Origin of the sequence: Natronoglycomyces albus (assembly GCF_016925535.1) — a bacterium.
GTDB lineage: Bacteria > Actinomycetota > Actinomycetes > Mycobacteriales > Micromonosporaceae > Natronoglycomyces > Natronoglycomyces albus.
The window spans coordinates 672,680-687,376 of record NZ_CP070496.1; the positions used below are offsets into that span (position 1 = coordinate 672,680).

The 14,697-nt window shown below is 61.9% G+C and carries 11 protein-coding genes; 3 read left to right on the forward strand and 8 right to left on the reverse strand.

The window, feature by feature from the left end:
- Positions 1–939 precede the first annotated feature (939 nt).
- Complete coding sequence (locus JQS30_RS02830) at positions 940–1,242, forward strand: hypothetical protein (RefSeq protein WP_213171888.1); 303 nt, start codon at positions 940–942, stop codon at positions 1,240–1,242.
- 168 nt (positions 1,243–1,410) lie between these two features.
- Here the strand turns inward: JQS30_RS02830 and phoH2 are convergent, their stop codons facing one another.
- Positions 1,411–2,697: an RNA 5'-3' helicase PhoH2 gene (phoH2, locus tag JQS30_RS02835; protein WP_213171889.1), complete on the reverse strand. Its 1,287-nt coding sequence runs from the start codon at positions 2,695–2,697 to the stop codon at positions 1,411–1,413.
- 291 nt (positions 2,698–2,988) lie between these two features.
- Between phoH2 and JQS30_RS02840 the strand changes: the two genes are divergently transcribed.
- A complete protein-coding gene (locus JQS30_RS02840; protein WP_246498024.1) occupies positions 2,989–3,507 on the forward strand; it encodes a P-loop nucleotide/nucleoside kinase family protein in 519 nt (172 codons plus the stop codon).
- Positions 3,508–3,983: 476 nt separating this feature from the next.
- On the opposite strand, the gene JQS30_RS02845 is transcribed toward JQS30_RS02840, so the two are convergent.
- The 3 genes from JQS30_RS02845 to JQS30_RS02855 all read right to left on the reverse strand — a co-directional run bounded on the left by JQS30_RS02845 (position 3,984) and on the right by JQS30_RS02855 (position 7,592).
- On the reverse strand, positions 3,984–4,685 hold the full coding sequence (locus JQS30_RS02845) for an aggregation-promoting factor C-terminal-like domain-containing protein (protein WP_213171890.1): 702 nt from the start codon (positions 4,683–4,685) through the stop codon (positions 3,984–3,986).
- A 199-nt stretch (positions 4,686–4,884) separates the two neighbouring features.
- Positions 4,885–5,655: an isoprenyl transferase gene (locus JQS30_RS02850; protein ID WP_213171891.1), complete on the reverse strand. Its 771-nt coding sequence runs from the start codon at positions 5,653–5,655 to the stop codon at positions 4,885–4,887.
- 110 nt (positions 5,656–5,765) lie between these two features.
- Entirely contained in the window at positions 5,766–7,592 is a 1,827-nt protein-coding gene (locus JQS30_RS02855) for a phosphoenolpyruvate carboxykinase (GTP) (protein WP_213171892.1), read from the reverse strand.
- Positions 7,593–8,595: 1,003 nt separating this feature from the next.
- Between JQS30_RS02855 and JQS30_RS02860 the strand changes: the two genes are divergently transcribed.
- Entirely contained in the window at positions 8,596–8,889 is a 294-nt protein-coding gene (locus JQS30_RS02860; RefSeq protein WP_213171893.1) for a hypothetical protein, read from the forward strand.
- A 313-nt stretch (positions 8,890–9,202) separates the two neighbouring features.
- On the opposite strand, the gene JQS30_RS02865 is transcribed toward JQS30_RS02860, so the two are convergent.
- The 4 genes from JQS30_RS02865 to JQS30_RS02880 all read right to left on the reverse strand — a co-directional run bounded on the left by JQS30_RS02865 (position 9,203) and on the right by JQS30_RS02880 (position 14,672).
- Positions 9,203–9,757, reverse strand: coding sequence for a hypothetical protein (locus JQS30_RS02865; RefSeq protein WP_213171894.1), 555 nt, complete (start codon positions 9,755–9,757; stop codon positions 9,203–9,205).
- 134 nt (positions 9,758–9,891) lie between these two features.
- Positions 9,892–10,887, reverse strand: coding sequence for a hypothetical protein (locus tag JQS30_RS02870; protein WP_213171895.1), 996 nt, complete (start codon positions 10,885–10,887; stop codon positions 9,892–9,894).
- Positions 10,888–11,227: 340 nt separating this feature from the next.
- Positions 11,228–11,908, reverse strand: coding sequence for a hypothetical protein (locus JQS30_RS02875; protein WP_213171896.1), 681 nt, complete (start codon positions 11,906–11,908; stop codon positions 11,228–11,230).
- Positions 11,898–14,672 (reverse strand): FtsK/SpoIIIE domain-containing protein, encoded by a 2,775-nt coding sequence (locus JQS30_RS02880; RefSeq protein WP_213171897.1) that lies wholly within the window; start codon positions 14,670–14,672, stop codon positions 11,898–11,900. Before JQS30_RS02880 ends, JQS30_RS02875 begins: the two co-directional genes overlap by 11 nt.
- Positions 14,673–14,697: the final 25 nt, after the last annotated feature.

Here is a 14,697-nt window from a genome sequence, read left to right on the forward strand (position 1 = left end):
TATTGGGAGGATGAAATCACAGCCCCTCGGAACTTCGCATGCATTATGACGGGTCAGCAACATCTGATGGAGTCGAATGACTTACCGCAGAACCTGATATGAGACTAGGGCGCGAGTGCGCCATGCATCGTGGCAGCCTCACTTGTTGTTACAGGAGCTTGTATGAGTAGCGATCTGATCGAGTCGAGTGAGCCAGCAGAGCGAGCGTTAGTGAAATAGAGTCGTTTCTCTTTATCGAAGAGTATGTCCAGGAAGTTGTAAAAGCGCTCCTCGATTTTCCCAAATTCTATGAACGTATCTATGGTTCGCTCCCATGTGCTCGATCGTCTGACGGGCGCGATGACCCCGACTGCCGTGATATTGAAATTGACTATAGTTTCAGTCCGGAAGGCTTGAAACTAGACAAAATTCGCAACGAATACCGAGACGCCCTGCGAAGGCATTGAGAAAGCGGTGGCCTTAACCTTTACCGTAATGTCCAGCATGGATCGGGGTCGCCTGAACACTACTTGCTCCAAGCATGATGCGATGTGGGAATCAGCTACCATTACCTGGTTGGGTACCTCGTTCCCCTGCGTAAACTCCGCCTTCTACGGCCTTGAATTTGTATTTTTGCATAAGCCTCGCAGGCGATGAGTTTATTTATGTGCGACCCTGATGCGAGGACGAGACCGTAGCCCCATGCGCGACTTTCGCATCTCTCAGGTTCGGGCATATGTCTACCTCGGCCAGCCATTTCCATCTCGCCTCCCGGTGTCTTTTCGCCCGCAGTGCGCGGAAAATAACAAATAGCAAGGGGCTATTGTGAATCAAGAACATTCTGACCCTAAATACCAACCAATTACTCTCCCGCTCACCATCAAGGCTGCGCAAGTTGCGCTATCTTTCGCGGCGATAACCGCACTTTTCTGTATCGCGGTTTCGATACAATCATCGATAATGCCTGATCCCATCTTGGGCAACGCTAGGATGTCGGTATGGTGGACGATAGTCATCGTTCCTATCGGTATCTGGCTGGCTCTATCGTTCACGATAGCGGCACGTGAAATTACCGAAGGATCAGAGGAGGCGCGTAAGCGTGGAATGACGAGGGCCCTTCTGCTTTTCGTACTCTCTATGATAATCGCTTTTCTAGCGGAGTTTGAGTACTTGGCGCTCGGATTTATTCCAATTGGATTTATTTGGGTGATGCTGTCAAATTACGAATCAGTTATGTTCTGCAAGAGGGAAAGTGAAGATTAGACCTCTAGAGTCGCCGCACCCTTCGGCGCTGAGGCAAGGCTAGACGTGATCTGCTCCAGCGTCAGAGGGCAGACGCTTTCAGAACCGAGAGGGGTCCGGGAGTCTTCGACTCCCGGACCCCCTGTCGGTCGTTGCGGTTATGCCGATGGCGTTGGCTCGTATGTGGGCCTAGTTCATCAGCAGGTTGGTCACGATTTCGGCGATGTCGGAGCGTTCCGACCGCGTCAGCGTGACGTGGGCGAACAACGGGTGGCCTTTGAGCGCTTCGATGACGCTGGCCACGCCGTCGTGCCGACCCACGCGCAGGTTGTCCCTTTGCGCGACATCGTGCGTGAGCACGACCTTCGAATTGCGGCCGATGCGCGAGAGCATCGTCAACAACACGCCGCGCTCGAGCGACTGTGCCTCGTCGACGATCACGAACACATCGTGCAAGCTGCGGCCGCGAATGTGTGTCAGCGGCAGCACTTCCAGCATTTCCCGTTCGAGAACTTCGTCGATGACGTGCTTGTTTGTCACCGCCGAGAGCGTGTCGAAAACCGCCTCCGCCCAGGGCGACATCTTCTCGCCCTCAGTGCCCGGCAGGTACCCGAGGTTTTGCCCGCCGACGGCATACAGCGGTCGAAACACCAGGACCTTGCGGTGCTTTTGCGCTTCGAGCACTTGCTCGAGGCCAGCGCATAGGGCCAGTGCTGACTTTCCGGTCCCGGCCTTTCCTCCCAGGGACACGATCCCTACTTCGTCGTCCATCAACAAGTCGATGGCGATGCGCTGTTCAGCGGACCGCCCATGAATGCCGAAGACTTCACGGTCGCCGCGGACTAGACGCACTTGCTTGTCAGCAGTGACCCGCCCCAGCGCCGAAGAAGACGTGCCGCCCAGGCGTAGCCCCGTGTGGCAGGGCAGGTCTTCGTCCGCTGGTAGGTCGATGGTTTCGCCGCGGTGCAGGGCCGCCATTTCGACGTCAGTGACGCCTAGGTCGGCAATCCCTGGCCAGGTGGGGTCAATAGCCTGTCCATGTCGGTACTCCTCTGCGTTGATTCCGACCGAAGCCGCTTTCACCCGCAATGGCATGTCCTTCGTGACCAGCGCGACGTCCTCGCCGGTTTGGGCGAGGGCGCGGGCCACGTTGAGGATGCGGGTGTCTCCCGAGTGCGGGTCGAACCCGGCGGGGAGGGCTGAACAGTCGGTGTAGTTGAGCTCGACGCGCAGTGTCCCGCCTGATTCGTTGGCGGGTAGCGGTTTGTCGAGTTGACCGTGTTTGATCCGGAGTTCATCTAGGCGGCGCAGGCATTCGCGTGCGAACCAACCCAGTTCCGGGTGATGACGTTTCCCTTCCAGTTCGCTGATCACGACCAGGGGCAAGACGACAGTGTGTTCTTCGAACCGACTGAAGGCTCCTGGGTCGGAGAGCAGGACGGATGTGTCGAGGACGTATGTGCGCGATGTAGGCACGGTCGCCTCCTGGGACTCTCGATGTAGGGGAATACCCCGTTGATGCCCTAACCATAACCAGGAACTGTGACATCACGCTAGGTAAAGTTCCGAAATAGCCCACAGATGACCTCTGTGGGAAAGACGCCGGATATAACTGAGAGTGCTCGGATGATTATCCATAGTGGCACTTTGTTGCGAGATAGCCTCATGAGCTGGATTCGTGTTCGAAGGTCGTGCCCAGGCTCGATGGCGCGACGTTCACGCCCTGGGTGGCTGTTGCGATATGAATGCTCTCGGTAGGGTTTACGGATGATTATTTGGATAAATGGAACGTTCGGGGTCGGGAAGACGACCACGACCCGGGTCGTCGCCAGCTTGGTGAAGAACGCCAAGATCTTCGACGCCGAGTATGTCGGCTACACGCTGCGGTCAGTGCTGGCCGACATTGAGCCGGTCGAGAACTTCCAAGACTGGCGGCCGTGGCGTTCGCTGGTGGTCGAAACCGCGCGTCATATTGTCGACTTTGCTGGCGGGCCATTGATCATTCCGCAGTCGGTGCTTGTCGAGCAGTACTGGGTCGAGTTGGCCGAAGGCTTCGAGAAGGCGGGCCTTCCGGTGTCGCACTTCTGCCTCCACGCCGACCGCGACACCATCGTCAAACGTATCGAAGGCGACGAGGTCGAGGTTTCGGCCAAGCAATGGCGCCTGGATCACCTGGACCGCTACGAGGCGGCGCGACCGTGGTTGGGCGCGTCGGCGACCACCATCGACACCACCGAGATTTCGGCAGTCGAGGCCGCTGAAACGATTGCCGCGCAAGTAAAGTAGCCCACTGTCCTCGCCGCTGGCCCGAGGTTGATCGGCGGTGCGACCGGACCCGGGTTCGCAGAGTGCGCCAATCGTGGCGTGGGCGCTCCGTTTCCGTTGGGGCGCAGTAAAGGTGAACGAGAAAAGAAGTGCTTACGGCATTCTGGTCGGCCCGGTTGCTATTGGCAAACCTCGCCTCCTGCGGCCTTGAATCCGCACTTTTGCATAAGCCTCACTGAACGACGCACATTAATGTGCGTCGTTCAGTGTTTCCAGGATTGGTCAGAGGTGTGAATATGCAGCCGTGTCTTGCTTTATAGCCCCATTAACGACGGGTGGGACCGAGCCGTCGCTCAGTCCCACCCTTTTCTGTTGATTCTGATAATGAGTGATCGAGTCGCATTCTTCCTCTGCTACTCAATCCTTTATGGAGGAATTCGGTCGCGGCCGAATTATGGTCGAACAAACCGGCGAGCCCGCAATAAGGGCCAGACCTGTTAGTACCAGCCGTTGGCCTCGGAGTGTGCCCATGCGGCGCACGGGGCCCCGTAACGGTCGCTGATGTAGCCCAGGCCCCAGTGAATTTGGGTAGCCGGGTTGGTTTGCCAGTCGCCACCCGAAGAGGCCATCTTGTCGCCTGGCAGCGATTGTGGAATGCCATATGCCCCGCTAGAGGGGTTCTGGGCCGTTTCGTTCCAGTTGGATTCGCGTTCCCACAGGTTGTCCAGGCAGCTAAATTGGTCGCCGCCGAAGCCGAAGTCACCCAGCATGTTGCAGGCGATCAGCCGGTTTCCGCTGTAGGAGTCGCAGCCGTCAGCTGCGGTGGGAGGAGCCGGTGAGGACTGTTCCTCCTCGGGTTCCGACTCGGGCTCCGGTTCGGGTTCGGGTTCGGGCTCCGGCTCCGGTTCGGGTTCCGGGATTTCCGGGCGCTCGTCCTCATCGAGTGCGTCGGGCCGCCACAGTTCTCCATCACCATTGTCGTTCAAAGCGGCCAATAGTGCCGAGTCGAAAGGCTCGGCGTTGGCAATGTGGGTGATGTCGGCCGGAGGTAGTGTTTCCTCGGTTTCGGATGAGCCGGTATTTGCGTATGCGACTCCGGCGGCGCTGACTCCCAATACGGCGATACTTAGACCGGCCACAATGGGACGTCGGAATTGTCGCAACATCTTGCGACTGTTGGTAATGATGTGATTACTCACTCGGGATTGACCTCCTCAGTCAACAGACCCGCCTAGGCTGCCAGTGAGAAAGTGTTATCGACAAGTGATAGTGAGATATAACCCAGGAGAGTAACCAAAGGTCTAGGCGCTATAACCGGAACGGCTTTTGTTATCAACCGTTTGCTGTGGCGCGATATTTCTTCTGAGGTAGGGAAGAAGACTTTGCCCGAATTGGTGGCTACTTGCCGTATCGGCGGTTGCGATTGGAGAATGACCGCAATGCCCGAAGGAAGTCCACCCGCCGGAAATCGGGCCAGTTGGTGTCGCAGAAATAGAACTCAGAGTAAGCAGACTGCCACAGAAGGAAACCGGAGAGTCGCTGCTCGCCACTGGTTCTGATCACCAGGTCGGCATCTGGCTGTCCGGTTGTGTACAAGTGCTTTCCGATCGTGTCGGAATCCAGCAGCTCGCATGCCTCGTCCAGGCTCTTGCCCTGGGCGGCGTACTCGGTCAGGGCCGACTTCACCGCGTCGGTGATTTCCTGATGCCCGCCGTAGCCGACCGCCAAGTTCACCGACGCGCCCCCGGTGCGGCCCTCAGTGCGTTCCTGCGCGGCCTTCAAAGATGCGGCCAGGTCTTCGGGTAGCAGATCCAAAGCGCCGACAGTCTTGATGCGCCAGGGCAGTCCCGCACTGGAGAGATCCGCGGCGAGGTCGGCGATGATTTTCAGCAGCGGATTGAGCTCTTCGGCAGGGCGGGAGAAATTTTCTGTGGAAAGCATGTAGACGGTCACGTGGCTAACGCCGAACTCGTCGCACCAGGTCAGGAAGCGCTCTAGGTGTTTGGCTCCGGCGCGGTGTCCATCGTTGGGATCGGTGTAACCCATGCTGCGGGCCCAGCGGCGGTTGCCGTCGATCATGATGCCGACGTGGCGAGGCACTGGCTTGCCTTCGATCTGCTTGGCGAGCTTGCGCTCATAGACCCGGTAGATCATGTTTTGTACACCCATAACCGACAAGTGTATGCCCCTTAGAGCTGCCCTAGCCGCCAGCCTGGAGGCGCATCTGAGGGGACGGAACCCGTAGGCTTCGTCCCCTCAGATGCGCAGATTGGTCGAAACTAGTCGTTCATACCCAAGCGCTGCTTAAGCGCGTCAAGCTCCGCCCACAGCATCGCGGGGAGCTTGTCGCCGAACTTGGCGAACCACTCCTCCACAAGCGGAATCTCCTCTTTCCACTCCTCGACGTCGACTCGCACCGACGCGGCGAGGTCCTCGGGGTCCGTGTCGAGCCCGGAGATGTCAATGGCTCCCGGGGTGGGCACGAATCCGATGGGGGACTCCACGGCCTCTCCACGGCCCTCCAGCCGTTCCACGACCCACTTGAGAACCCGGGCGTTCTCGCCAAAGCCCGGCCACAGGAAGCGGCCGTCTTCGCCTCGGCGGAACCAGTTGACGTAGAAGACGCTCGGGAGCTTCTGGGCGTCATCGGCGGCCTTGCCCACTGAGATCCAGTGGTTGAAGTAGTCGCCGGCGTTGTAGCCGATGAACGGCAGCATCGCCATGGGGTCACGTCGCACCACCCCGACCTTGCCGGTGGCCGCGGCGGTCGTCTCCGAGGACAAGGTCGCGCCCATGTACACACCGTGGACCCAGTCGCGAGCCTGTGTGACCAGCGGAATCGTCGATGCGCGCCGCCCGCCAAAGAGGATCGCGTCGATCGGTACGCCGCGCGGGTCGTCGTACTGCTCGGCCAATACCGGACACTGCTTGATCGGGGTGCAGAAGCGGCTGTTCGGGTGCGAGGAGGGCCCCTTTGAATTGGGCGTCCAGTCATTGCCGTGCCAGTCAATGAGGTGGTCAGGGGCTTCACCCATGCCCTCCCACCAAATGTCACCGTCGTCGGTCAGCGCCACGTTGGTGTACAGCGAGTGGCCCTTTTCGAGCGTGCGCATCGCGTTGGGGTTGGTCTTGTAGTCGGTGCCGGGGGCGACGCCGAACAGGCCGTACTCGGGGTTCATGGCCCACAGGCGGCCGTCCTCCCCGTAGCGCAGCCAGGCGATGTCGTCGCCCAGAGTCTCTACCTTCCAGCCGGGAATGGTCGGCTCCAGCATCGCCAAGTTGGTCTTGCCGCAAGCGGAGGGGAAAGCCCCGGTGATGTGGTAGACCTTGCCCTCTGGGCTGGTCAGACGCAGGATCAGCATGTGTTCGGCCAGCCAGCCGTTGTCGCGACCCATCGCCGAGCCGATGCGCAACGAGTAGCACTTCTTGCCCAGCAGCGAGTTTCCGCCATAGCCGGAGCCAAACGACCAGATTTCCCGGTCCTCGGGGAAATGGGTGATGTACTTGGTCTCGTTCGAGGGCCAGGGAACGTCGGTCTGGCCGGGCTCCAAGGGAGCGCCCACCGAGTGCAGGGCGGGCACGAACTGGGCGTCGTCGCCCATCGCCTCGAGCACCTTGCTACCCATGCGGGTCATGATGTGCATCGAGGCCACGACATAGGCCGAATCGGTGATTTCGACGCCGAACATCGGGTTCTCGGCTTCGATGGGGCCCATGCAGAAGGGAATGATGTACATGGTGCGGCCCTTCATGCAGCCGCGGTACAGGTCGGTCATGATCCCGCGCATCTGCTCGGGATCCATCCAGTTGTTGGTGGGGCCGGCGTCAGCCTTGTCGTGCGAACAAATGAAGGTGCGCTCTTCGACGCGGGCCACGTCGGTGGGGTCGGTGCGGGCCAGGAAGGAGTCGGGCCGCTTCTCCTCGTTGAGCTTGGTCAAGGTGCCGAAGGCGACCAGTTCGCTGGTGAGACGGTCCCATTCCTCATCGGACCCGTCGCACCACACGACGCGGTCGGGGGTGGTCAGCTCGGCTACTTCCTTTACCCAATCCAGTAGGCGCGGGTGTTGAGTCGGTGGCTGGTTGAGGCCAGTTTTTACGGCGTCCACTAGTTCTCCCTAAAGCAGCAGCGTTGTCGGTCAGGCCGATGCGCGGTAGGCAGGTTGCGCGGCCTGCGCTCGGCAGGCCGAAGAGCCTGTGTGTTGTCGGTAGGCCCAAGAGCCGTAACAGGTCTGTCTTCCGCTTGCGGTGGGGTGCTGTGGAGCCTGGTCGTGTAGTCGGGGCGTGCCCATACCCGCTGGGTAGGAACAGCGCCTCGGCCTTGCCAGTCACTGACAGCACTCCGTTCTCGCTACGGAAACAAATCTGATAGGAGCTCAAGGGGCCCTGGGGTCGGTCAGGAGCGCACCCACAACCGGGCCATCGCAGCGCCCACATCTGTGGAACGCTGGCACCGGCCGGGCTGGAGTGCCTGTACAAACCCCATAGGTGTTGTCGGTAGGTTGTGGCTTACCCAAAAGGCGCTCCATGGAGAACCTGTCGGCGTACGTGCCGACCTCTTGCGGCCGTGGCCATGCTTGGTCAACAGCGCTCATTTGTCTAAGCCGTGGTGTGAACCGAGCCCGTCGCCTTCCTGTCAAGCACAAGACAGGGGTCCCATCCTCGCCGTGGTCGGAGTTATCGCCGTCGTTTCGTGGTGAAACTGCGCGATGAGCTCCTCGCCACGGGCGTGGATACTGGCACGATGGCTCCCGGTTCGCTTGGACCCGACACTACGCGGTAACGCGGGCCCCTCCAGGCAGCTCGGCTCTGGCAAAACCCCATATTCCGGGAAAATCAGACGTAGCTTTGATCCTGCCGCTTGAACGTGCGCGAAAGGCGGCTAAATGATTGCGTTTTCTGCGCAGGTCTGCACGATTAAGCATCACATTATGATTTATGCCCTATGACGTGGGAAACTATCGGTTGCGAAAGTCCGTGGCGGGCCCCACATATTGCTCGCCGTCGCTGCGGACAATCGCCGCGACCGGGCGCCGTCAAGATGCCTCTTGACACAGTGGACTGAATGGAACAGGATAACAGCGTTCCCTCCCTTTCTCGAAAGGACTACATATGAAACGCGCCCTAGCAGGCAGCGCCGTCGCGCTGTTCGCCGCCGCATCCGTCGCCGCTTTCGCCACCCCCGCCCACGCCGCAACCCCCGCCCAAGTCAACTGCAACTTTGCCGAAGTCTTCACCACCTTCGACGATGGCCAAGGTCAAGGCTCCCTCGGCTTCACCACCCGCAACACTCAACTGACGGTCCACGAAGGCAACGGCGATGCCTGGTACCTGACCGTAGAAGAGGGTTGGCTAGCCGGTAAAGACGGCTGGATCGAATCCGATTGCGTCGTCTTCCAGGCCTAACAGTGCCCTCTAGCCCCAAAACGATCCCCTAGAGAACATCGCGTTCCGGTTGCCGTGGGCCTACCTGGCCCACGGCAACCGGAACTTTCACGCCAGCGCGACGTATGGCTATGGGCTCGGGTGGTGAAACCCCAAACTCGCCTCACATGGGTGGGTGGGGCGCAAACGCCTTTGGTTAGTACGCGGCTAGATCTACGGCAAGCCAGATGTGGGGGCGGGGGAGTTTAAGCATGTGGTGAGTCGGCCTCATTGTCGAATGCGCGGCGCGAGTTCGCTGGTATGTGTGCGGTAGCGACTTCCTGGCACATCTTGTTCAGGAGTTGGGTCCGCGCTTGCGCAGATCATCCACACTGGACATCGCGTGCCGTAGTTCCGCCAGCCACTCTTCGGCGTGCTGTTCCACCAGCCGCACGCACCACGCCAGCGCGTCCTCGCGGGACCGCGCTACCCCCGAGTCCACCAGAGTGTCCAGAACTTGACGTTCCTGCTGCCGCAGTCGCGCTGTCACGGGGACGGCCTGGTGGGTAAAGATCAAGGTAGTGTCGCCGCAGCGGGCCCCCCAGGAAGCCAGCCGCCGGTAGCGGTACTGCAATTGCCCCGAGATTTGAATCCGGATATCCCGCGTGCCTTCGCGGAAGCTGGAAATGCGGCCCTCTTCGGTTGCCGCCCGGTCGTTCTCCGTGGAGTCCGGAGGGTGGTCCGGTGCCGGTAGCGGACAGATGACGATCAGCTCATCGGTGTCGGAACTGATTTCTGGAGGCCCCGTTAGCCAGCCCTCGGGCATCGCCCCGAAAACCCAAGCGGCGGCGTCGGAGGTGGAAGGAAGCGGCCCCAGCTGCCAATTCGCCGTGGCATCTCCATTGTTCATGGGGTCTCCCTTCTTCGTTAGGTCTTCACATATACCCGATGGCACAGCGATTGCGCCAACCGCGCGTCGAAAGTGTGCGGTGTGACCGCCCTGCGCCCCAACAGGGTTGGGCACATTGTCTACACCAGGTGTGTCTACTGGTCGTCCTCATGGGCGTCGATGCGCTCGCTAGCCGCGCTGATGAGAGCCGCCCACTGTCGCATTGTTGACTCGTTGGCGACCAGATAAGTGTCCACGGACTCCCACAGCGCTGTTTCGTGGATTTCGCGCAAGCGCGTCTCGTCGGCACATTCGGCGTGATGGGTGGCCAACTCGATTTCGTCGGCCTTGCGAGCGGCGAAGTCCGCGTCGGTCAACTCTTCGGTGTGATACCAAATGTCGGAGGCGGTGTTACGCGCGTCGATGGGCGCCTCTAGATCCCAACCGCGTTCCGACATGCATTCGCTCCATTCGTCCACGGCGCTGAGGTATCCCTCATCGGCGTGAACCTCCTCGAACACGATCCCGAATAGCCGATCGCGAACGATGAACTTCGCTTCGATGAAATCCTCTAGATCTGAGCCGAAAACGATCTGGTCGCCTTCGGCCTGGCAACCGACGGTCGGATACTGCAAGCGGGTGCCGTCGGGCATCTGGACCACTTCGTGGTCGGGCAGCCGATCGGAGGAGACATCGGCGTCATTCGGATCGTAGCCGCGTAGCGCGATCCAGTAGGCGGACCGTTCTTCGGCGGGAAGCTGGGTGAAGTCGTTCGGCCCACTCGGCTCCACATCGTTGGGGGAGGCTCCGTAGCCATTCTCGCGCGCCTGGTCGGTCTCCGGGGCGGTGATGGTGGCGCTGGAGAGGACTGTTTCCCATGGTTCTTGCCGGTCGGATCGATTGATGAGGAGATCCTCGGCGTGGACGGTAAAACCGTCGGCTTCCAAACATGCCCGGTAAATCCGTTCGAGGCCCGCCAGCACGTGCTGGAACTGATCATCCACCTCGTGCCATTGGGAGATGGCCGCCGTCATCGCCTGCTCCTGGTCACCGTTGCCCTTCTCCGGTTCGGAGGCCGTACAGGCGGAGGCAACCACGACGGTGGCCGCGGTGGAGGCCAAGATGAGGGTGAAACGGCGAGATGGGCGCACGCAAGACTCTTTCGCGTAACTCGATAGGTGCGGGCACGGTAACACGTGCCATTGACATAGTCGCGTCAGGCTGTAGCCCATGTGGAGGTGGCGAAATCACCTTCGTCGCCGCATTGCCTCCACCGCCTCGCCCCGTGAACGCCGAAAACGCCCGATGAGCACTCCGAACACTCATCACCCCAGCTTAGATCGTGTGCGGTAACCGTGTGGGCACTCAAGACTTAACGGTGCGGGGCGCGCCTAGATCTCATTCACGCGGCAATCGAGCCCGGGGCGAGCTCGCGCCCGGCCGGGCCACAGGGTGGCGCAACCATCTGCACGCGCATGGGCGGCAAGCAACCTAAATGCCGCGCAAAAGTAGCACCGACATGACGCACATGAGGACCCCGGCCGCCACGACACTGGTCAGAATCTGCGGCGGGCGGGCTTTGACCCGATGTTGCCACGCCAACCAGGTTTGGAGAAAAGCCGGACCGACGATGAGCCCACCGAACATCGTGACAGTCGCCAGCGCCTGCTGACCCGTGCCCGCATCCCCGTTGAGCAGTAGTTTCGCGCCAAGGACCGAAAGGAAGGCAGTGAATGCGCCAAAGGCGACCGCCATGGCGTAGGTGTGGCGCGGTGGCTCCAAAGGCAACTCTCCGTCGCGCGCTAGCTGTAGCAGCTGCTCACAGCGTCGGATGCGCTGGCGTACTTCATCGGCATCGGCATCGTGGGATTCAACCCGCACCGGCACGGCGATGGAACCGGCCCGGCGCGGCCCCACCAGGTCGGCCAGTCGTCGCCATAGGACAACCACGGCCCTATCGGACTCGACCAGTAGTTCAGCCGCCTCCGCGGCCTGTCGGTCGGCGGTCTTGGCCCGGGCGATCGCCTCCTCGGCCTCGACCTCCAAAGCGTCGGCCTCGTCCCGGTAGGCCCTGGTAGCCGCGTCGACCTCAGCCTCGGCGGCCTGGCAGGTGTCGCGGAACTCGCGCAAGGAACGCGCGTAATCTGCGGCGGGACCTTGTTCACGTGCCACCCAGGCTCCTCTCACCGACGCTGTTCGCATCGCGCTGTTCGATGTTCTCGCCGCTGCCTTGCGGGCTGCGGGGGCTATTGAAGACCCCAAGCCCTTCGGAGCCGTGAGTGCCCACCCCGCCGCCGCGCAGCGAACCGAGCACCCCGGCCAGATTCGGTAGCGACTCCTCAGTGCGATAGGGGATCAACACCTCCGGTTTGCGGTGGTGTGCCCGGTCAAAGAAGAGTCCCCGCCGCAAGCGGGGATACCAGGCGGGCCCGCCGGCCTGGGGAGACAGTGGAGCCAACTCGGGGCCCTGGACATCCAACGCCAACCAGGCGTCGATGGCGTCAAAGCGAGCCTGGAACCCCCCGAGGTCCTCGCGCAGGCGCGGCACCGACCGCCACCAGCCAATGGTGTGCAGATGATGTTCGGGCCCCTCCAGCAACATTTGCCGCAGGTTATGCGACTGCGTCCGGTCTAGACGTGCCGAACCCGCGTCCACCGCGTACAGCACGCACAGGTGCAACTGCCCGGTCGCGTGTTCCTCCCATTGCGAGGTCACCTCCGCGAGCCGTTCGTGCCACGACACGGTCGCCCCCGCCTCCTCCAGCGCCATCGACAGCCTCCATGCCCCCGAGACCTGGTCAGGGTCGAGACAACACAGCGAGACCGACAAAGGTTGGCGGCGCGCCATCGACAACGCCGCCGAGGCCAGCACGTCGCAGGCCTCTTGTGACCGCGTGCCCAACACCGCCAAGTTGCGGCCAGGGGCCCGGTGCAAGCGCAACAGCGCCGGTTTCGCGGCCACGTCAATCGTCTGCCCCAACAGCGCGGTCTCCCGGGCGACCCCGGGCGCGCTCTCATCGGGCATGGCGGGAACGACATCACCATCGAACAGCAAAGGCGGCTCGTTGTCATCGCCACGGTTCTTCCACAGTTTCTCCTGCAACGGAGTCCACGCCTGCGCATGTCCGGCGTTGGGAATCGCGACCAACTCATTGGCCTCCACGGTGCCGCTTTCCGCGTTGACCACGGCGTGAAAGCGTGGGATCGCGTCAGCCAGATGATTGTTGTCGGCCAGAATGCGCCGAGCTTTGGGCAGCGCGACGCGCAACGTGAACTGCGCGACCAGACCCGCCCGGCCCCACAACGCCTCAATCCCGGCCACATCCTGCGACGCGAGAACCAGGTGAATGCCCTGGCTGCGGCCCCGACGTGCCAAGTCCTCCAGCAATGTCACGGCCTCCTCGGTCACCGCGTCCCGGCCCTCCAACAGCGCCTGAAACTCGTCGATGACAGCCACCATGCGCGGCCACCGGCCTCCTGGGTCGGCCTCGCGCAGCTCCTCGAGCTTTGTAGCCTCGTGCCGCTTCGCGGCCTCGGCGCGGCGGCGCATCTCGTCCTTCAAATGGCGCAGGAGAGCCAAACCAAACTCACGGTCGTCGTTGATGTTGACGCCCACGAGCCGCACATGTGGCAGCCACGTCGGGTCGCGCTGACCCGAAGCGAAGCGGGCAAAGGAGACGCCCTCCTTGAAGTCGAGCAGATACAGCTCCAGCTCATCAGGGGAATAGGTGGCAGTCAGCGCCCCGATGAACGCGTACAGCAGGTTGGTCTTGCCCGAACCGGACGGGCCCCCAATCAAAGCGTGCGGCGGATTATCGCCCAGTGTGACCCGGGCAAGCTTCCCATCGGCGCGCTCACCGATGGGAACCGACAAGCCCGTGGCGGAGGAAGCCGTCCAGATGTCCGCCGGCAGCAGGTCGATCAGCTTGGCGGGCTCGCGCCCAGCGGTGTGAATATCGGCCAGTTTCTTCGCGGTGGCGGTAATCAGTTCCGCCGGTGGGCACGGATCCAACTCGATGGCAAGCTCACCGGTGGCCCCGGTGGCATTCGCGGTAATCCAGGTCGTGTGAGGAGAATCGTCCTCCAACGCGGCCTTGGCATCAGCGGTACCAACCACGACCAGATGCACACCCGTGGCGATGCCGGTGCGACGCAGGCGAGCCAGCTGGGCGTACTCCTCCTTCGACCAGTCAGCGATGGCCGAATTGAGCAACACGACCACCCGGGCCGGTTCAGGCCGCCGCCCCGAGACAGCGGCCAACCGCGCCAGCGACGAATGCTCCCCAGCCAACACCGTGGCATTGATACGACGGACATGCTCGACCAAATCATCCAGCATCCCGCGCAGACCGGAAGGACCCACGTATTGCACCAAAGCCGCCTGGGCCAGCGGGGCAAACGCGGCCAGCGAACCACCAAGTTGCTCCGGGTCGTACACATGCAACTGGACACCCCCGGCCGGAGTGGAACCAAGGGCGCGCAAAAGCAACCCCGGCAGGGCCTGAACAGCGTCATCGCCGATAGCCACGTGCGAGCGGTCGAGAAGACCCACCAACGCCGGCAGCTGAGGTCTATCGGCAATGGAGCCACAACGCAACAGCGGCGCCGGGTCACGACCCGCCGTGGCACCCAGGGCCCACTCATCCCACGAGGGAGCACCGGCCGCGCCGGGAGCGGCAGCCTCCGCTGCCGCCACCGCCGCCTCGACCGTGCGTTCGATCTCGCTTTGCGCACGCGCGTCGATGGTGGCCAGGACGCGCTCCTGAATCAAAGCCAGCGCCGCCTGGCGTTTCCGGGCCCGAGCCAGCGTCTGCCGCGTGCGCAACTGGGTGTCCTTGGCGTGCTTGGCGGCCTCGGCATCCAGCGCGCGGGCGGCACCGCGAGCCTGCGCCAGCTCGTGGCCAATGACGTCGCGGAGTCTCTTGCGCCAGTTCATCCTGACCGCCCTTCAAATCGACTGC

Coding starts and splice junctions, on each gene's coding strand:
- JQS30_RS02850 (WP_213171891.1), bottom strand. CDS start 5,655: ATGGGTGTACAAAACATGATCTACCGGGTCTATGAGCGCAAGCTCGCC.
- JQS30_RS02830 (WP_213171888.1), top strand. CDS start 940: ATGCCTGATCCCATCTTGGGCAACGCTAGGATGTCGGTATGGTGGACG.
- JQS30_RS02865 (WP_213171894.1), bottom strand. CDS start 9,757: ATGAACAATGGAGATGCCACGGCGAATTGGCAGCTGGGGCCGCTTCCT.
- JQS30_RS02840 (WP_246498024.1), top strand. CDS start 2,989: ATGATTATTTGGATAAATGGAACGTTCGGGGTCGGGAAGACGACCACG.
- JQS30_RS02880 (WP_213171897.1), bottom strand. CDS start 14,672: ATGAACTGGCGCAAGAGACTCCGCGACGTCATTGGCCACGAGCTGGCG.
- JQS30_RS02860 (WP_213171893.1), top strand. CDS start 8,596: ATGAAACGCGCCCTAGCAGGCAGCGCCGTCGCGCTGTTCGCCGCCGCA.